Source organism: Arthrobacter sp. Edens01 (assembly GCF_001307035.1).
Taxonomy (GTDB): domain Bacteria; phylum Actinomycetota; class Actinomycetes; order Actinomycetales; family Micrococcaceae; genus Arthrobacter_B.
Genome location: NZ_LKIU01000004.1, coordinates 148,543 through 166,947, shown reverse-complemented (window position 1 = coordinate 166,947; position 18,405 = coordinate 148,543). Strand labels below are relative to the sequence as shown.

Below are 18,405 nucleotides of genomic sequence, written 5' to 3'. Positions count from 1 at the left end.
CCTGCAAAACCATTGCTCTCACGACGTGGATTATTCGACGATGGCCGCAAGACTGACCACGTTAAGGAGCCGCCATGTACCCCCGCGCCGAAGCACCCCGCACCGCCGTCGTTGTTGGAGCAGGAATGGTGGGCCTCTCCACCGCCTGGCACCTGCAGGAACGCGGAGTAGAGGTCACCGTCCTGGACCGCTCCGGGATCGGCGCCGGAGCATCCTGGGGAAATGCGGGCTGGCTGACGCCGGGCATGGCCATGCCGCTTTCGGACCCGTCGCTCTGGAGCTACGGCGCCAAGGCACTGCTGGACCCCTCGGCACCCCTGCACATTCCGGCCCGGCTGGACCCACAGCTGTTCTCCTTCCTGCTGCGTTTCGCCGCCCATGCCACCCCGCGCGCCTGGGCCCGCACCATGTCCGCACTGACACCGATCGACAGGATGGCACTTGAAGCCTTTGACGAACTGACGGCCGCCGGGGTCCAGGCCTCCACACACAAGGGCCCGTTCATCATCGGGTTTGAGAAGGATGCCCAGAGTGCGCCGTTCATCCAGGAGATCCACCACGTGGAGAAGGCCGGGCAGTCCGTTCCGCTAAACCGGCTCCAGGACGCCCAGCTGAAGGTCCCCCAGCTCTCCGGCAACGTTGAATCAGTGTTCGCCATGGAAGGCCAGCGCTTTATTGAGCCCGGCCCGTTCGTGCAGGCCCTCGCGGAAGCCGTCCAGTCCCGGGGCGGCCGAATCCTTACGGGTGCCGAAGTGCAGTCACTGCGGCACGGCCCCCATGGCATCGCGGTGGAAACGTACGCGCAGGAACCGGTGACGGCCGACGTCGTTGTCCTCGCCACAGGCGCCTGGCTCCCCCGCCTGGCGCGGCCATTGGGCGTGAAGACGCTGGTACAGGCCGGCCGCGGCTACTCCTTCAGCGTGGCAACTGACCAGCCTGCCGAATTCCCCATCTACTTCCCGGCACGCCGGGTGGCCTGCACCCCCTACCAGGGCAGGCTGCGGATCGCCGGAACCATGGAGTTCCGCGGGCCGGATGAGCCGCTGCAGACGGGGCGCATTGACGCGATCCTCGCCTCGGTGCGTCCGCTGTTCACCAACATGGACCTGGATGACCTGGAGGACATCTGGGTTGGCCCGCGGCCGGTCACGCCGGACGGCCTTCCACTGGTGGGCGCCACCAGGGCTCCGGGAGTCTATGTAGCCGGCGGCCACGGAATGTGGGGAATCGTCCTGGGCCCAGCCACCGGAAAGCTCCTCGCCGAGCAAATCACCACCGGCGCAGTTCCGGAGGAAATCCGGCCGTTCGATCCCCTGCGCTAGGCGCACCCGATCACGTCAGCGGATATACCCCCTTGGGTATTTGGATTTATACCCTAGGGGGTATTACCGTGGAGGTACCCCGATCCCCCAAAGGAGTACCCATGCTTATCGAACGCATCTACGACGAGGACCTGGCACAGGCCAGCTACTTCATCGGCTGCCAGCGCCTGGGCGAGGCGATCGTCGTCGACGCCCGCCGCGACGTCGCCCCCTACCTTGAACTCGCTGCTGCGAACGGCATGAAGATCACCGCGGTGACCGAGACCCACATCCACGCCGACTACCTCTCCGGCACGCGCGAACTGGCCGCCGCCACCGGCGCACAGATCTACATCTCCGGCGAAGGCGGAGCTGACTGGCAGTACGGTTTCGACGGCACCCGGATGTACGACGGCGATGCCATCACGATCGGCAACCTCACCATCAAGGCCCTCCACACCCCGGGCCACACCCCCGAGCATCTCTCCTACCTGGTCACCGACGGTGCGTTCACCGATCAGGCCGGCTACCTGCTTTCCGGCGACTTCGTGTTCGCCGGTGACCTCGGCCGTCCCGACCTGCTCGATGAAGCAGCCGGCGGCGTCGATACCCGTTTCGAAGGCGCCCGGCAGATGTTCGCCAGTCTGCGGGACAAGTTCCTCACCCTGCCCGACTACGTTCAGGTCCACCCCGGCCACGGCGCGGGCAGCGCCTGCGGCAAGGCGCTGGGCGCCATCCCCTCCTCCACCGTGGGCTACGAGCGCCTCTACGCCTGGTGGGGCCCCTACCTCGCGGCCAATGATGAGCAGGGCTTCATCAACGAACTCCTCGACGGCCAGCCCGAGGCCCACGCCTACTTCGCCCGGATGAAGAAGCAGAACAAGCAGGGTCCGGCAGTGATGGGCCCGCGCGAACCGCTGGCTGAAATCCCGGCCGCCGACGTCGTGACCAGGCTCGAGACCCGCGTAGCCACCTTTGTGGACACCCGCAGCGTTCCCGAACTGCACGAGGGCACGGTCCCCGGCGCCCTGCACATCCCCGCCGGCGGCAAGACCGCCAGCTTCGGCGCCTGGGCCGTGGACCCCGAGTCCGAACGCACGCGTCCGCTGATCCTGCTCACCGCAGACCAGGACCAGGCCCACGCCGTCCGCGATTCGCTGGCACGCGTCGGCATTGACGACGTCGCCGGGTTCGTCACCAGCCTGGAGGGACTCCCGCAGGCCGCACCGGCCACCATCTCCGCCACGGACCTTGATTCGTTCGACGCAGCGATGGTGCTCGACGTCCGCGCCCGCACCGAGCACGCGGCCGGCAACATCCCGGGCTCGCACCAGCTGCACGGCGGACGCGCCCTGTGGAACCTGGACGAACTGCCTTCCGAAGGCAAGATCGTGGCGTACTGCGCCAGCGGCATGCGCAGCTCGATCGTCGGCCACGCCCTGCGCAACGCCGGGTACGACGTCGTCGAGCTCGAAGGTGCCTACCCCGCCTGGGCTGCCGCGCACGCTTCGTAGCACCAGCGAAAGAACCCCGGTCCGCTTCTCGCGGGCCGGGGTTCTCCATGTACCGCACCCACGCCCCGGCACCGGCACCGGCACCGGCACCGGAAGCAAGCACACAAAAACACCCGGCTGGTAAACCCAGCCGGGTGTTTTTGTCCTCGACGCCGCGTTGTTACATGCCCAGGATTTCCTGGGCCAGGACGAACCCACCCATCGCCAGCACAAACCAGCCGAAGGCCTTCCGCAGGGCGGCCTCGGGAATCCGGCCGACCAGTTTGGCACCGATGAGGGAGCCGACAATCGCCATGGCCGTGACAGCCAGGGTCACGCTCCAGTCGATCTGCACGGTGGTCAGGTATCCGGCCAGGCCAGCGAAGGATTTCATGGCAATCACCACCAGCGAGGTACCCACAGCGATCGCCATCGGCATGCCGCCGAGCAGGGCCAGGGCGGGCACCACCAGGAACCCGCCGCCGGCGCCAACCAGGCCGGTCACCAGGCCAACAACGGCACCGTCGGCAAGGATGCGAAGGATCGGCAAGTCGGAGTAAGCCTTGTCCGGGTCGGCCTTGCGCCGGCCGCGGAGCATGGCGATCGACGTCGCGATCATCATGAGCGAGAACGCGATCATCAGCACCACGGAAGGAATGCGGCTGCCCAGCAGGCCCCCCACGAACGCTCCGGCCATGCCGGCGGCACCGAAGATCAGTCCGGTCCGCCAGCGCACACGGCCGTTGCGGGCATGGCCGATCACGCTGACCGCAGAGGTCACGCCCACCACGAACAATGAGGATGCGATTGCTTCCTTGGCGCCGAACCCGGCGACGTAAACCAGGATCGGCACAGTCAGGATCGAACCGCCGCCGCCCAGCAGGCCAAGCGACAGTCCGATCAGCAGGGACAGGCTGAGCACCAGCACCAGGGTGGGGGTCATGAGGCTGCGGGTCCGCCCTGCTTGGGCAGCGACTGGATGGCCGACTCACGCGTCGGCTCGGAAGCAGTCTTGTTCCACGGCATCCTGGCCAGCGCCGCGCCCATGGCGCAGGAGTTGGTTGCAGCGGAGAAGGTCAGGCCGGCGCCGATGCCGCCGGCGAGCACGCGGAGTTTCGGCGAGACAAAACGTCCGCCGGCCAGGCCCAGAACGACGGCGGAGCCGGCCACCATGCGCACCTGGCGTTCGAGGTCCCAGCGCTTCTGGCCGCGGACGACGTCGCCGCCGGCCGCTGCGAAGGCGGGGACGCCGCCGGTCAGGACGTGCGCCGAACCGATGCCGGCACTGCCAAGGCGGGTGCGGGCCTGCTCGGCACGGGTGCCGGACTGGCAGACGAGCACAACGCGCTTGCCCAGGCGCTCGGCGAGTTCATCGGTGTGCTCGGACAGCAGCGGAAGCGGCACGTTGTAGGAACCGCGGATGTGCATGGCTTCGAACTCTGCGGCGAAACGGACGTCGATGACGATCAGGTCGTCCGGGTCCTTCATCCAGGTGCGGAGGGTCTGCGCATCAACGGAGGTTACGGCCGCGGGGGTGTTCGCAGTCATGGGGGTCCTTTCGGAGGAGGTGGGGGAACTTCAACAATCCCATATACCCATGGGGGTATGCAAAACACCCCCGGGGGTATATGGGGCCACCTCTATGCCCCGCCGCCGCAATCTGGGAATGTTGCTCCATGGAGACGGTGCTGCTCGGCCTGGCAGTGGGACTGGTGGTTGGCGCCGTCGTGGGCCTGGTCGGCGCGGGCGGCGCCATCATTGCCGTGCCCGCCCTGGTTTATGTGGTGGGACTGGACCCGGAAGATGCCGTACCCACCTCGCTGATCGTCGTCGGACTGGCATCGCTGGCCGGCGCAGTGCCGCGGCTGCGCCGGGAGGTGAGCTGGCCACTGGTGCTGATGATCGCTGTGCCGGGCGTCCCGGCATCCTGGGCCGGGGCTGCAGTGGGAGAACTGCTGAACCCTGACTGGCTGATGCTGTGCTTTGCCCTGATCATGATCATCGCCGGGATACGGATGCTGGCGAGCGCCCGGAACCCTGCTTCCCCAGTGCGGCCCGCGGAGAACGGCAGCTGGGGTGGACTGGCGCTGCGCGGCATTCCGGTGGGACTGATGGTCGGGTTCCTCACGGGGATGCTCGGGGTAGGCGGCGGTTTCCTGATCATTCCGGCGCTGACCCTGCTGCTGGGCGTGCCCATGGCCCGCGCCGTCGGCACCTCGCTGGTGATCATCGCCGTCAATTCAGCGTCGGGATTCGCGGCGCACCTGGATGGCCTGGCCATCGACTGGTCCCTGGCCCTGAGCTTCGCCGCCATGGCGATGGCCGCCTCACTCGCGGCGGCGCGGCTGGCGCACCGGCTCAACCAGACGGTGGTCAGCCGTATTTTCGCGGCCGTGATCTTCACCGTTGCCCTCGGTGTCCTCGTCCAGACCGTACCGGCGCTGCTGCCCGCACAGGCTCCCGAGGCACCGGAAGACCCACCTGCAGCCAGCGCCAGCCTCGCCGCGAGCAGGCTGAGCTTCGGGGAACGGAGCCTGAATGTGCTGGTGGAGAACAACACGGGGACGGATATGGTGATCACCGCAGCCCAGCTGGAAACCGCCGCCTACTCCAGCCCCGCGCCATGGACTCCCGCCGACGGCGATGCCACCACGCTCCGTCCCGGCGGCCGTGTGGCACTGCCGGTTGAACTGCCGGAGGCGGCATGCAGCAATAACGGACCAGGCTTCGACGCCGCCGTCCGCCTGGACTTGGAGACCGAAGTGGAGGGGGCTGCGGGGGAACTCATTATTCCCGCAGCCGACCCCTACCGAACCGTCGCCCAGGCACACGGGCAGGACTGTCTGCAGCAGGAGGTCGACGCCGTCGCCTCCTTTGCCCTGGCACCGGAACTGGAGGTTGCAGCGGACGGCCGCACCGCCGTCGTCCGCATTCTGGTAACTCCCAGCGGCGGCTCGGGCATGGTCAATGTGAGGATCGGCTCGACGACACTGCTCAGCGAGGCGCCGGGGCAGCCGTGGCCCCGGGAAATCGAAGTGGACGCTGCCGATGAGCCATCGGTGATTCAGCTGCAGACGGTACCGGCCCGCTGCGACGCGCATGGACTGGCGGAGGACAAGGCCGGAACGAGGTTTCCGCTGGAGGTGGGAATCGCGGCCACACGGAACGGGCAGCTGCGGCTTGAACCGCCGGCAGAGTTCACGGCTGCGGTGTACGGTTTTGTTCGCTCGGCCTGTGCCGGCGGAGGGTGATCCCGGGGTTTTCCGGCGGTGATCCAAGCGTTGCACGCAGATCACGCCTTTGTGATCTGCGTTACAGGTGATGCTACCTGTTTAGGGAACCAAAAGGCCAAACCGACGTCACCACCTCCCCTGACCTGCAGTTATGACGAACGGCCTAGCGTGTCAGGACTGCGTGAGACGATAAAACCATGCCCGACACCATGCCCCTGATCGATGTCACCGACATCATCCGAGTGGTGGGTGGTTCCGCGTTCCAGCGGGGCCAGGGTTATGCCAAGGGAGGGTCCGTCGAATCCCTGGACTGGGACGGCGCCGGCCATGTCCTGCGTGCCCGGGTCCGCGGCCATGCCAGCACCCCTTACAGCACCATGCTGGTCCTCGAAGCCAAACGCCAGGGCGATTACCGGTTGGTGGACAACCACTGCAGTTGCCCGGTGGGGTACGACTGCAAGCATGTGGCTGCCGCGGCCCTGCAGAGCAACACCGAGCACCTCATCGGCCGGCAGGAACTGCGCAGCGCCTCCGCCCAGCCTGCCGTGCCCGCCTGGCAGGCGTCCCTGCAAAGCCTGCTGGAGGGCAGCACCAGCAGCGAACCCAGCCGAATCACTCCCCTGGGCCTGCAGTTTGAACTGCGGCGGCGAGACGGCGGTTCCTCCGGAGTGTGGGGGCCGCCAGCATCCCGACGGACTGTCCGGGCACCGGCTTGGCGGCTGGGAGTCCGGCCGGTGGTCCGCAATGCCCGCGGCGCCTGGGTCAAGAACAACCTGGCGTGGACGAACCTGGCCTATCAGACCTACGGACTGAAGCTGGATCCGGAGCAGCACCGCTGGTTTTCCCAGTTCCCTGCCCTGCACCGGTCCAACGGCGTGAGCTATTTCGGCCAGAACGACTCATGGCTCTACCTGGACGACTTCGCCAACCCCCTGTTGTGGCAGCTGCTTAGCGAAGCCCGGCGGCTGGGCGTGGAGTTCGTCGGCACCAAAAAGGACGTCACGGTGCACGTCGGCTCCGAAGCCATACTTGCCCTCGATGTCCGCTCTGCGGCGCAGGAGCACGGCCCGCTGCAGCTGCTGCCCAGCCTGGAAATCGACGGACAGTCCTACCCGCTGGATACTGCCGGCATCATCGGAAGCCACGGCCTGTATGTCCGGGCCGCCAGCGGCATGATCCTGCTGGCACCGAGCCCGCGGACCCTGACGGAACAGGACCGGACACTGCTGGCCGGCAACGCCCCGGTGACCATCCCGGAATCAGACACCGGCCTGTTCCTGGAGAAGTTCTATCCGAAGCTGCGCCAGGTGCTCCCGGTGACCAGCAGCGACGAATCGGTCCAGTTCCCGGAGGTTGAGCCGCCGGTCCTGGTCCTGACTGCCGCCTTCCAGCCGGAGGACGAGCTGGCCCTGGGCTGGGAATACGAATACCGGCAGGGAACCACCTCCATCCGGATTGCCCTGGATACGCGCCCCTCCCCGTCAGACCCGGCCGCGCGGGACGTGGGAGCGGAGACCGAGCTTCTGGAAACGGCACGGCAGGTGCTGGGGTCTGCGCCGCGCAACACCGTGCTGCACGAGATCGAAACCGCCGAGTTCAGTGAGTACACCCTGCCGAAGCTGCAGAAAGCGGACGGCATCCGCGTGGACATCCTGGGTGAACGGCCGGACTACCGGGAGCTGACGTCCGCTCCGCAGCTGAAGATCACCACCGTTGAAACCGAACGCCGGGACTGGTTCGACCTGGCGGTGATGATCACGGTCGAAGGCCGGCAGGTCGCCTTTGCCGACGTATTCAAGGCCATCGCCAAGGGCAAGACCAAGATCAAACTTGTGGACAACACCTACCTGTCCCTGGACCGGCCCGAATTTGAACGGCTGCATGCCCTGATCGAAGAAGCCCAGGCCCTGCAGGAGTGGGACACCGGAGAGCTGGGTATCAGCAGGTACCAGGCCGGACTCTGGGCTGAGCTGGAGGAACTGGCGGAGGAAACCGAGCAGGCAGCAGCGTGGCGCACCGCGGTCAGCGGGCTGCTGGAACTCGAATCCGTGGAACCTGCCCCACTGCCGGCGGGACTGCGGGCAGAGCTGAGACCCTATCAGGTTCAGGGCTATAACTGGCTGTCCTTCCTCTGGGAGCACGGGCTCGGGGGTGTCCTGGCTGATGACATGGGACTGGGCAAGACCCTGCAGACGCTGGCGCTCATTGCCCGCGCCCGGGAAGTGCAGCTGGCCGGACCAGCAGGGAACGGGCCCCGCCGGCCGTTCCTGGTGGTTGCCCCCACCTCAGTGGTACCGAACTGGATTTCCGAAGCTGCCAGGTTTACCCCGGGCCTGCGTGCCGTCTCGATCCCGGACACAAGCAACAAGTCCCGCCGCAAGCTGGGCGACCTGATCGACGGTGCGGACATTGTGGTGACGTCCTATGCGGTGTTCCGGCTCGACTTCGCTGCCTACCGGACCCAGGAGTGGGATGGGCTGATCCTGGATGAAGCCCAGTTCGTGAAGAACCGCACCACCCGGGCCAACCAGTGCGCCAGGGACCTGCCGGCTCCCTTCAAACTTGCCATTACGGGAACTCCAATGGAGAACAACCTGATGGAGCTCTGGTCCATGTTCGCAATCGTGGCGCCGGGACTCTTCCCGTCCGCCCGGCGGTTCGCCGAGGAGTACCAGCGCCGGATCGAGAAGTCCCAGGACATGGCCCAGTTGGGAAAGCTGCGCCGCCGGATCAAGCCGCTGATGCTGCGCCGCACCAAGGAAGCAGTCGCTTCGGATCTGCCTGCCAAGCAGGAGCAGGTGCTGGAGGTGGACCTCACCCCGAAGCACCGCAAGATCTATGAGACGCATCTGCAGCGCGAGCGGCAGAAGCTGATGGGCCTGATTGAGGACATGGACCGGAACCGGATGATCGTGTTCCGGTCGCTGACCCTGCTGCGGATGCTCAGCTTGGACGCCTCGCTGGTGGACCCGGAAAACGCAGGGGTCCCCTCCGCCAAGCTCGATGCCCTGCTCGAACAGCTCCAGGACGTCACCGCTGAAGGGCACCGGGCGCTGGTGTTCAGCCAATTCACGTCCTTCCTGAAACTGGCTGCCCAGCGGCTGGACGACGCCGGAATCACCTACACCTACCTGGACGGCTCCACCCGGAACCGCGCTGAGGTCATCGCCGCCTTCAAGGACGGCCAGGCCCCGGTCTTTTTGATCAGCCTGAAAGCGGGCGGTTTCGGGCTGAACCTAACTGAAGCCGACTACGTCTTCCTCCTGGACCCCTGGTGGAACCCGGCCACGGAAGCGCAGGCCGTGGACCGCACGCACCGCATCGGACAGACCCGTTCGGTGATGGTCTACCGGATGGTGGCCCGCGGAACCATCGAGGAAAAAGTCATGGCACTCAAGGAGCAGAAGGCCGCACTGTTCTCATCCGTACTGGACGACGACGCAGTGTTCAGTTCCGCCCTGACGGCTGAGGACATCCGGGAACTCCTGCAGTAACCGCCGGATCAGCCCGAACTCCGCCCACGCCACATTCAGCAGTGAATTCCTGCACAGCGTTTCACCCGGCATCCGCGGATTTCCGCGCTTGTGCGGCTTCCGCCAGAATTTCTACCCCTTGTAGAAATGGGTATTTTGGGAATGTTGCCGGACCCGGGCCGGCACCCGAAGACCAGCAAGGAAAAGACAGACTTGAGTCTCAAAGAAGCCATCCGTCCGAACGCGGACGTCCGTCCCGCCGAAACGCCCCCTGAAGACAGCGACGAGCTGGTGCACGTCTTCTGCACCCCCTGCAAGCGCCGGGCTATGCAGCATGCCAGGCGCCCCAAGCCGTACTGCGGCAAAACCATGCCCAACCGGCCGCTGCGCAGCGACAACGCCCACCTGCCGGTCTGCGTGGTGTGCGTGGAGCTGGCCCGTTCCGGCCCCTGCCCTTCCTGCGGAATGCAGGCCCGCCTCTAGGGAGCCATTCCCAGCACCGGTCCCGGTTTGTACAGTGGGTGGATGGCTACCCAGGAACGTCCCATAGGCTTTTGGCTCAAACTGCTGGACCAGCTGGTCGATGAGCAGTTCGGCGCAAGTTTTGAGGAACACGGCGTCACCCGCAGGCAGTGGCAGATGATGAATCTGCTCACCAACGGGCCCGCCAGCGAGAAGGAGCTCTCCGATCAGCTCAAACCCTTCTTTCCCACGGTGGAAGCCGGGACCTCCGCTGAGATGATCGAAGAACTCGCCGAAAGCGGCTGGGTGGAACTGCGTGAGCAGGAGTACGCACTGACAGACCTGGGGACGCGCAGCCTGGAGAACCTCCGCGGCGCCGTCGAGCGCATCCGGGAGCAGCTGACCGTTGATGTTTCGGAGGAAGAGTACACGGCGCTGGTTTCCGTAATGCAGCGGATGGCCGCCAACCTGGGCTGGAAGGACGGCCCGGACACCCAGGACACGCCTGGAATGTAACCGGCCGTCCCGCGGTCGGGTCCGCTCATGGCGGTAGTCTCCGGGGATGGGGAAACGGATCTACGTTGAAATACCCGTGAGCGCGCCGATGGACCGGCTGTGGCATCTCACGCAGGATTTGTCCTGCCATTCCCGGTGGGACCTTCGGTTCAGCCGCATCATTCCCACGAACGCCGCCGAACCGCTGACGTTCCGGTACGAATTCCGCCTTCCCTTCCACACAATCCATGGAACCGGTACGTCCCTTGGCACGCGGACAGGAGTCCAGGGCCACGCCACCTCGGTCTTAAAGTTCACCACCGCGGATCCGCTCTCACCCATCGGCCCCGGCGCAGGTTACTGGCGCTACGTCCCTGACGGAAAGAGGACCCGGTTCATCACCGGATACGACTACTCCCCCGGGTGGGGCCGCCTGGGGCGCTGGCTGGACGCGCCCCTGATCCGGCCAGCGCTTGGCTGGGCCACGGCATGGAGCTTTGACCGCCTGCGGCTGTGGGCTGAAGAAGGCCTGGCGCCGGAGCGCACCCGGAACGCCTGGCTGCTCGACGCCGGGGCACGCGCCGCCGCGGTTGCGGCGGCAGTCACCCTCTGTGCCGTCCGGCCCGGGCCGGCGGCTGGTCTGGCGGCAGGGTCCGCCGTCGCCGCTGCATGTCTGGCTCCCGCCCGCCGGGAAGTCCCCCGGGCCGCCCGGTGCCTGCGCCGGGCACGGGACGGCAAGACCGGCGTGGCGCCGTCGTCTCTCGCGTCCTTGAAGGAACCGGCATGAATACCGGACCCTCCATTTTTGCCCGCGCGCTGGGAGCGGACTTTGAGCGGCTGCACCCCATGCTGCAGCTTCGTTTCGGAGTAGATCCCGGTGCCGGCTATGCCTGCGTGGGCCGCGGCGTGTTCTCCGAGCTGCGCCGCGGAGCATGGTGGACCGTGCCGTTCCTGAAGCTCGGAGCCTTCCGGAACATCCTTTTCCCCGAGCATGGGAACAACGTTCCCTTCACTATTGAGAACTACCCGTACGTGGACGGTCTGGGCCGGACGACGGTGACATTCACGCGGACCCTTGAAACACGGGCGGGAAGACCCCGCCGCTTTGATGCGACCATGATCCTGGGCAGCAGGGGCACCGTGGTGGATTACCTCGGCACACACCAGCACCTGGCCACCGACCTGGATCTTTCAGTGCGCTCGGACGGCTCCCTGCACCTGCGGTCGACGGACCTCCGCTTCTATGAGGGTCTGGTGCGTTTCACGGTGCCGCGGTTCCTGACCGGCACCGCGGATCTGTATGAGGCCTTCGACGACGAGCGCCAGGTTTTCACCATCCAGCTCCAGGTGCGGAACCCTGTTTTCGGCTTCCTGTTCGGCTACCGCGGCGAGTTCACCTGTGAGTTTCCGCCGCTCGCGCCCGGCGGTACCCCGGCCAGGCTGCGTCCGGCCCGGGAGGAAAGCCGGGACTAGTGCCCCTTGAACGCCTCGGCCAGCCACCAGGCGCCGCCGTCGGACGCGATCTTCGCATCGATAACCAGCGGCACGGTCCGCGGACCCTCCAGCCACTGGCGGACTGCGGCAAGGTCACCGCGCGTGCGGACGGTGATGCCCTCAGCGCCGTAGCCGCGGGCGATTGCGGCAATGTCCGTGTCCGGGAAGGTCACCGTCTCCATGTCCGCTTCGGCGCCGCCTGTCCCAAAGTGGTGGACCTCGGCACCGTAGGCGGCGTCGTTGTAGACGATGGCCACCAGCGGCAGGTTCAGGCGTACAGCTGTTTCGAGCTCGGAGATGGCCATCAGGAAGCCTCCGTCGCCGGTGCCAAGCACCGGAAGCCGGTCCGGGCGGGCCAGCGCCGCCCCGATCGCGGTGCCCAGGCCCAGGCCAATGGACTGGAACGCCTGGGTGAAGCAGAAACCGAACTCGTCCGGCACTGCGAGGTGGGTGGAGGGATAGCCCATGAAGTTGCCGGAATCCACGGACACCAGCCGTTCGGCGGGCAGCAGGCTGTCGAGTTCAAGGGTGAGGACCCGCGGGTCGATCCGGTCTGCGGTGGAGAGGTCCTCTACCGGAACGTCCTGCCAGCGTGAACCAGCGGCGATCCGCGCCGCCGTCTCCGGGGTCCGGTACTTTTCGGCCGGTTCGGAAACCGTTGCCTGCAGCTCTGCCAGGACATCGGCGGCGGTTGCAGCGCAGTCGCCGATAATGCCGAGGTGGATCTCCCGGTTGGCGCCGAGTGCGGAGTCCTCCAGGTCCACCTGGACCACAACGGCGTCGGGGTTGATCAGCGAACCGTGCCGCATGGTCCACATATTCAGGGTGCAGCCCCAGCCAATAATCAGGTCCGCCTCGCTGATAAGCGCTGCAGTCTCCGGCGCGGAGAAGCCTCCGGCGATGCCGAGGTTGAATTCCTCGCCGTTGAAGAGTCCGTTCGCGACGGCGCTGGTGGCAAGGAGCGCACCCGACTGGACGGCGAGGGCCCTCAGCTCCGGACCCGCGTCCCGGGCACCGCGGCCGGCAACGAAGACCGGACGCTTAGCAGTGCCGAGGATGTCCGCCAGCCCCCGCACAAGAGTGGCATTGGGCCGAACGAACCCGGTGGGCGGCACCGCGGCCGCACGGTCCGGGAGGCCTGCGGGAACCGGCTGGGACTGGATATCCAGCGGCACGCTCAGCACCACTGTCCGGCGTTCGTTCTGGGCCGTGCGGAACGCCCGGATGGTGTCCGCTACTGCAGTGGCGGCCGAATGGACCCGCTCCGGAACAGCACCCAGGCTGCGTGCCAGTCCGTCCTGGTCGATCCGGAAGTTTGAACGCACTGCCGGCGCGGCGGCGTCGGCGGTCAGGACGATCATGGGCGTGCGCGACTTCGCGGCTTCGCCGATGCCGGTGGCGGCGTTGGTTAGCCCGCAGCCCTGGTGGGTGGTCAGCACGGAGACCAGACCGGACATTCGGGAGTAGGCATCAGCCATGGTGGCGGCACCGCCCTCATGCCGGGCGGCGGTGAACGGAACGCCGTTCGCTCGCAGGGCATTGGTCAGGTGGAAGTTGCCGCTGCCGACCACACCAAAGGCGTGGCTGGCTCCGAGCTGGGCGAGGGTGCGGCCAATGGCTTCGGCAACGTTGTCCATCGAGGGGAAGCTCCTGTAACTCTGTGCGGCTTAGTTCCTAGAACTCTATGGCCCGGCAGCGGGGCCCGCCCAACTTGGGCCGCGTCATGTATCGACCCATGAACGCCGTCCCGTCCCTGTGCCGGGTATTCTCAGGCAAACGTTTTCGGCCTCGGACAGGAATACGAACCATGTCTCTCCCCCGCACGGAACCCGGGTTGCTCCAACACCTCATCGCTGCGCTCGACGGCGGTGCGCTCGAAGTTGTTGACCTCACCGCACCGTTGAGCAGCACCATCCCCACCCTCAAGCTGCCCGATCCCTTCGTGAACCTGATCGACTTCAGCCTGGAGCAGGTCAGTGCCTTCGATGAGCCGGGACCGTTCTGGAAGCACAACAACATCCACACCGGCGAGCACATTGGCACCCACGTGGACGCGCCGTCGCACTGGATCACCGGGCGCGACGGTGACGATGTCTCCCAGATCCCCGTGAAGCGGCTGGTGGGCCCCGCCGTCGTGCTGGATTTCAGTGCCGAAGCCGCCGCGGACCCCGATTTCCTGGTGGAACCGGAACACATCCAGGCCTGGGAAGCCGAGCAAGGTGCCCTGCCCAAGGGTGCCTGGCTGCTGCTGCGCACCGGCTGGGACAAATTCGTTGACGACGCCGACGCCTTCCTGAACTTCGACGAGACCGGTTCGCACACCCCCGGCATCTCCGCCGCCTGCGCCAAGTGGCTGGCGGAGGAGACTCCAATCGCTGGCCTGGGCGTGGAGACGGTGGGAATCGACGCCGGCAACGCGGGTGCCTTCGACCCGCCCTTCCCGGCGCACTACTACCTGCTGGGCAACAACAAGTACGGCGTCACGCTGCTGCAGAACCTTGCGCAGCTGCCCGCCACCGGCGCCATGGTGGTGGTGTCCCCGCTCAAGATCGTGGGAGGCACAGCCAGCCCCGCCCGCGTCCTGGCGTTCGTGGAGCGGCAGCCCTAATAGCCCTTCGCCGGGTCCACCAGGCCGGCCAGCGGATCGCCGTTCCGGAAGCTCCGGACATTCTCGCGGACCCTCGCGGCCAGGTGCGGGCGGATCATTGCCTCGGTTTCGGCTGTGTGCGGACTGATCAGGGCGTGCGGCTCACTCCACAGCGGATGGCCGTCCGGCAACGGCTGCGGGTCCGTGACGTCCAGCGCCGCTCCGGCGAGGCGGCCCTCGGCAAGTGCTGCGACCAGGGCGTCGGTGTCCACCAGGGGGCCGCGGGCAATGTTGATGAGCACGGCATGCGGTGACATCTGCCCCAGCCGCCTCGCATCGATCAGGTGCCGGGTTGCGGTTGTCATCGCTGCGGCCAGGATTACGACGTCGCTGCCTCCGAGCGCGTCATCCAGCCCGGCGTCGGTGACGGTGCGTTCGGCTCCCGGCACCGGCTCGTCATGGCGGCGGACCACCGTGATGTGCGGGGTGAAGATGCCCACGAGGCGCAGGATCTCCCGGCCCACGCCGCCTGCCCCGACGATCACCACCCGTTTTCCATACAGGGACGTCCCCTGCGGCGGGCCCCAGCTCCTGGCCCGCGCGAAGGTGGGGACCGCACGGAGCATGGCCAGCGTCAGGGTCAGCGCATACTCCCCTACGGGCTGACCGTACGCACCCTTGGCACTGGTCCACCGAATCTCCGGGTACTGCTGAATCAGCGGAACCCAGGCGTCCGCTCCGGCAAGGTAGACCTGGATCCAGCGGATGGCCGGGTGGCTCTTCAGGATGTCCGTCAGGTCAGCCAGGGATTCTCCGGCCAGCACTATCAGCCCCGTGGTTTGGTCGGACAGCGGTGCGGTGACCCCGCCGCCGTCGCGCACGGCATCAGCCAGATGCGCTGGTGCTTCCGGGAGGATAGTTATGACCGGTGCGGCGTCCATTGCGTTGGCCCCTGCTCGTAGCGGTGTGGTCCCCTGCGCCAGTCTAGGACCGGGGCCTGTGCCGTGTCAGTGCCCGGGCCGCTCAGAGGCGGGAGTCCTCCGGTTTATCCAAAGCGTCAGCCAAGACCTGCACCAGGTGGCGTGCCGGGAGCCCCGCCAGGTCAGCAACCTGGGTTCGGCAGCTGAACCCGTCAGCCAGCACGGCCCGTTCCGGGTCTGCGGCAGCCAGGCTAAGGATCCCGTCGCCGGCGATCTTCGCGGAGATTTCGTAGTGTCCCTTTTCCATACCGAAGTTGCCTGCCAGACCGCAGCAGCCGGAAGATACTTCGACGTCGCATCCGGCCTTCTCCAGCAAGGCGAGGTCCGCGCTGTAGCCCATGACGGCGTGATGATGGCAGTGCGGCTGCACCAGCAGTGCCTCCCCAACCTGCGGCGGTGTCCACCCCATGGAGTCGAGGAGTTCCGCTACGGTCTTGGTCGCCCGTGACACCGCCTGGGCACGCGGGTCCTGCGGCAACAGCTCCAGAATGTCCGAGCGGAGCACCGCGGTGCAGGATGGTTCCAGCCCGACGATGACTCGACCAGCCTGGACATGGGGGTACAGCAGATCAAGGGTCCGGCTGAGTTTCGCTTTTGCCGCTGTCAGCTGGCCGGTGGTGATGAGAGTCAGGCCGCAGCACGCTCCCGGCCCGGCCAGCTGGACGTCGCAGCCGGCCGCGGTGAGGAGTTTCAAAGCCGCTTTGGCGACGTCGGGGCTGAGTGTGTCGGAGAAGGAGTCTACCCAGAGCAGCACCGGGTGCCCCGATTCGGGCCCGTTCTCCGTTGGCCGGTTACGGGCTTGGTGCAGGGCTCGGAACGGACGGTTAGGGAGTTTGGGAAGGGCACGGCGCGGGTCAGCGCCAGCCAGACGCATGGCAAGCCGCCCAAAGCCGGGGATTCTTCCAGCTAGGTTGATCAGTGGTGCCACGGGTCCGGCCAGCCGCAGCCAGGCCGGGAGCCTTCCGAAGGTGTAGTGAGTCAAGGGCCGGACCCGGCCCTTGAAGGTCTGATGCAGGGCCTCGGACTTGTACATCGCCATGTCTATGCCGGTGGGGCAATCGTTGGCGCAGGCTTTGCAGCTTAGGCACAGGTCGAGGACCTCATGGACTTCCGGTGCTGACCAGCCGATCTCGATGATTCCGCCGTTGAGCATCTCCTGCAGTACCCTCGCCCTGCCTCGGGTCGATTCTGCCTCGTCGCGCGTGGCTTGGTAGGAAGGACACATAAACCCTCCTTCAGCGCGAAGATCCGCCCTGCATTTGCCTACGCCCACGCAGCGGTGCAGCGCATCGGTGACGCTGCCGGCGTCGTGGGCGAAGGCGAATCCGTCTCCCGCCCGCACCTCAACGGCCTGAGGCCGTCTCAGTGCGGCATCCAGTGGGTCCGGATCCACTACCACCCCCGGATTAAGAATCCCCTGCGGATCGAACAGCGCCTTGAACGCGGCGAATGCGGCAATAGCTTCTGCGGAATACATCGCGCCCAGGAGTTCACTGCGCGCCCGTCCGTCACCATGTTCGCCGGAGAGGGAACCGCCGTAGGAGGCCGCGAGCTCCGCCGCAGCGAAAAGGAAGGCCCGCATGGCTTTTCCATCCGCGTCGAGTGGAAAGTCGATACGCAGGTGAACACAGCCGTCACCGAAGTGGCCGTAGGCGAGCCCGGAAAGCCGGTGCTTTTCCATCAGCGCCGTCAGTGAGCGCAGATAATCGCCCAGATGTTCCGGAGGAACTGCAGAGTCTTCCCAACCCGGCCATGCCTGCAGGCCCCCGGCCGTCCTTCCGGCGAGTCCGGCACCATCAGCCCGGACCTGCCACAGTTTCCGCGCCTCTGGCCCTGATGGCAGGACCACAGCGTCCAGCGCCCCGCCATCACGAACCATCGCCTGGGCTGAGGCAACTGCTTCGGATTCGGTGGCGCCGCCGACTTCCGCCATCAGCCAGCCGCCGCCTGCCGGGAGATCCGGCAAATCGGCGCCGGATCGGCGGACACTTTCCACCAGCGCACTGTCCAGCCCTTCGAGCGCCAGCGGTCCGTGCGGGAGCAGGCCCGGAACAGCATCTGCTGCTGCAGCCATGTCCGGGTACCCCAGCACGGCAAGTGCCGGCGCCGGCGAACGCTGGACCAGCTGCAGTCGGGCCTCGAGAATGATGCCGCAGGTCCCCTCCGTTCCCGTCAGGGCTGCGACCAGGTTCCTGCCATTCTCCGGCAGGAGGTGTTCCAGGCTGTAGCCGGAAATCTGACGGCTGAACCGACCAAATTCGGTGCGTATGGTCTCCAGACGAGCCAGCACAAACTGCTCCAAACCCGGCACCTGGTCGAAGCTTTCCCGCCCTGCACCAAGTTCCAGCACCCGGCCGTCACCGGTCAGAAGCCGCAGGCCCAGCACACTGTCTGCCGTGCGGCCGTAAGCCAGGCCGTGCGGCCCGCAGGCGTTGTTCCCAATCATCCCGCCCAGCGTGCAGCGCGTGGCCGTGGACGGGTCTGGCCCAAAACGCAGTCCAAAGGCGGCAGCTGCTGCCTGCAAATCTGAGAGTACGACGCCCGGCTGTACCACCGCCGTCCGGGTCTCCGGGTCGATGGAAATGATCCTGTTCATAGACCTGCTCATGTCCAGCACCAGCCCCGGGCCTACTGCGTTGCCTGCGCAGGAGGTCCCTCCGCCTCGGACAGTAACAGGCACCTGGTGGCGGCCGGCAATCTTCAAAGCAGCAAGGACATCGTCCTCATCGCGGGGAAGAACGACCGCCAGTGGTGCGATCCGATAGTTGGACGCATCAGATGAGTACTGCGCACGGCGCGCAGGGCCGCCGTCCACCTCGCCTTTCAACGATTGGCGGAGTTCGGCCAGCAGGGCAGTCAGGTCAGTTTCTGCACTCACGGTCACCAC

At 66.6% G+C, this 18,405-nt stretch carries 14 protein-coding genes; 9 read left to right on the top strand and 5 right to left on the bottom strand.

The genetic code is table 11. The features are described 5' to 3' along the window. Positions 1-74: 74 nt before the first annotated feature. Together AO716_RS05670 and AO716_RS05665 are read left to right on the top strand one after the other, a co-directional pair. Entirely contained in the window at positions 75-1,322 is a 1,248-nt protein-coding gene (locus AO716_RS05670; RefSeq protein WP_055239988.1) for an NAD(P)/FAD-dependent oxidoreductase, read from the top strand. A 101-nt stretch (positions 1,323-1,423) separates the two neighbouring features. Continuing rightward, positions 1,424-2,815 (top strand): MBL fold metallo-hydrolase, encoded by a 1,392-nt coding sequence (locus AO716_RS05665; protein ID WP_055239987.1) that lies wholly within the window; start codon positions 1,424-1,426, stop codon positions 2,813-2,815. Between the two features lie 160 nt (positions 2,816-2,975). Here AO716_RS05665 and AO716_RS05660 read toward each other — a convergent pair whose 3' ends face one another. Then, entirely contained in the window at positions 2,976-3,737 is a 762-nt protein-coding gene (locus AO716_RS05660) for a sulfite exporter TauE/SafE family protein (protein ID WP_082413349.1), read from the bottom strand. Continuing rightward, positions 3,734-4,342, bottom strand: a complete 609-nt coding sequence (locus AO716_RS05655) for a rhodanese-like domain-containing protein (RefSeq protein ID WP_055239986.1) — start codon at positions 4,340-4,342, stop codon at positions 3,734-3,736. The genes AO716_RS05660 and AO716_RS05655 overlap by 4 nt, the downstream gene beginning before the upstream one ends. 128 nt (positions 4,343-4,470) lie before the next feature. On the opposite strand from AO716_RS05655, the gene AO716_RS16940 reads away from it, so the two are divergent. The 6 genes from AO716_RS16940 (at position 4,471) to AO716_RS05625 (ending at position 11,930) form a co-directional block, all read left to right on the top strand. Then, entirely contained in the window at positions 4,471-6,045 is a 1,575-nt protein-coding gene (locus tag AO716_RS16940) for a sulfite exporter TauE/SafE family protein (RefSeq protein WP_200907594.1), read from the top strand. 179 nt (positions 6,046-6,224) lie between these two features. Then, positions 6,225-9,521, top strand: coding sequence for a DEAD/DEAH box helicase (locus AO716_RS05645; RefSeq protein WP_055239985.1), 3,297 nt, complete (start codon positions 6,225-6,227; stop codon positions 9,519-9,521). 192 nt (positions 9,522-9,713) lie between these two features. Next, positions 9,714-9,983 (top strand): hypothetical protein, encoded by a 270-nt coding sequence (locus tag AO716_RS05640; RefSeq protein WP_152969873.1) that lies wholly within the window; start codon positions 9,714-9,716, stop codon positions 9,981-9,983. Positions 9,984-10,025: 42 nt separating this feature from the next. Further along, positions 10,026-10,478: a MarR family winged helix-turn-helix transcriptional regulator gene (locus tag AO716_RS05635; RefSeq protein WP_055239983.1), complete on the top strand. Its 453-nt coding sequence runs from the start codon at positions 10,026-10,028 to the stop codon at positions 10,476-10,478. A 46-nt stretch (positions 10,479-10,524) separates the two neighbouring features. Beyond that, complete coding sequence (locus tag AO716_RS05630; RefSeq protein WP_055239982.1) at positions 10,525-11,244, top strand: hypothetical protein; 720 nt, start codon at positions 10,525-10,527, stop codon at positions 11,242-11,244. Then, on the top strand, positions 11,241-11,930 hold the full coding sequence (locus tag AO716_RS05625) for a DUF4166 domain-containing protein (RefSeq protein ID WP_055239981.1): 690 nt from the start codon (positions 11,241-11,243) through the stop codon (positions 11,928-11,930). Before AO716_RS05630 ends, AO716_RS05625 begins: the two co-directional genes overlap by 4 nt. Here the strand turns inward: AO716_RS05625 and AO716_RS05620 are convergent. Beyond that, complete coding sequence (locus AO716_RS05620; protein WP_055239980.1) at positions 11,927-13,588, bottom strand: thiamine pyrophosphate-binding protein; 1,662 nt, start codon at positions 13,586-13,588, stop codon at positions 11,927-11,929. The two genes, AO716_RS05625 and AO716_RS05620, sit on opposite strands and share 4 nt — an antisense overlap. 170 nt (positions 13,589-13,758) lie before the next feature. On the opposite strand from AO716_RS05620, the gene AO716_RS05615 reads away from it, so the two are divergent. After that, positions 13,759-14,559: a cyclase family protein gene (locus AO716_RS05615; RefSeq protein WP_055239979.1), complete on the top strand. Its 801-nt coding sequence runs from the start codon at positions 13,759-13,761 to the stop codon at positions 14,557-14,559. Here AO716_RS05615 and AO716_RS05610 read toward each other — a convergent pair. Next, positions 14,556-15,479, bottom strand: coding sequence for a D-isomer specific 2-hydroxyacid dehydrogenase family protein (locus AO716_RS05610; RefSeq protein WP_055239978.1), 924 nt, complete (start codon positions 15,477-15,479; stop codon positions 14,556-14,558). The two genes, AO716_RS05615 and AO716_RS05610, sit on opposite strands and share 4 nt — an antisense overlap. 82 nt (positions 15,480-15,561) lie before the next feature. Continuing rightward, a complete protein-coding gene (locus tag AO716_RS05605; RefSeq protein WP_082413374.1) occupies positions 15,562-18,396 on the bottom strand; it encodes an FAD-binding and (Fe-S)-binding domain-containing protein in 2,835 nt (944 codons plus the stop codon). Positions 18,397-18,405: the final 9 nt, after the last annotated feature.

Excerpts from the sequence above, each read along its gene's own strand:
- AO716_RS05670 (WP_055239988.1), top strand. The coding sequence starts at position 75 with ATGTACCCCCGCGCCGAAGCACCCCGCACCGCCGTCGTTGTTGGAGCA.
- AO716_RS05665 (WP_055239987.1), top strand. The coding sequence starts at position 1,424 with ATGCTTATCGAACGCATCTACGACGAGGACCTGGCACAGGCCAGCTAC.
- AO716_RS05660 (WP_082413349.1), bottom strand. The coding sequence starts at position 3,737 with ATGACCCCCACCCTGGTGCTGGTGCTCAGCCTGTCCCTGCTGATCGGA.
- AO716_RS05655 (WP_055239986.1), bottom strand. The coding sequence starts at position 4,342 with ATGACTGCGAACACCCCCGCGGCCGTAACCTCCGTTGATGCGCAGACC.
- AO716_RS16940 (WP_200907594.1), top strand. The coding sequence starts at position 4,471 with ATGGAGACGGTGCTGCTCGGCCTGGCAGTGGGACTGGTGGTTGGCGCC.
- AO716_RS05645 (WP_055239985.1), top strand. The coding sequence starts at position 6,225 with ATGCCCGACACCATGCCCCTGATCGATGTCACCGACATCATCCGAGTG.
- AO716_RS05635 (WP_055239983.1), top strand. The coding sequence starts at position 10,026 with ATGGCTACCCAGGAACGTCCCATAGGCTTTTGGCTCAAACTGCTGGAC.
- AO716_RS05630 (WP_055239982.1), top strand. The coding sequence starts at position 10,525 with ATGGGGAAACGGATCTACGTTGAAATACCCGTGAGCGCGCCGATGGAC.
- AO716_RS05625 (WP_055239981.1), top strand. The coding sequence starts at position 11,241 with ATGAATACCGGACCCTCCATTTTTGCCCGCGCGCTGGGAGCGGACTTT.
- AO716_RS05620 (WP_055239980.1), bottom strand. The coding sequence starts at position 13,588 with ATGGACAACGTTGCCGAAGCCATTGGCCGCACCCTCGCCCAGCTCGGA.
- AO716_RS05615 (WP_055239979.1), top strand. The coding sequence starts at position 13,759 with ATGTCTCTCCCCCGCACGGAACCCGGGTTGCTCCAACACCTCATCGCT.
- AO716_RS05610 (WP_055239978.1), bottom strand. The coding sequence starts at position 15,479 with ATGGACGCCGCACCGGTCATAACTATCCTCCCGGAAGCACCAGCGCAT.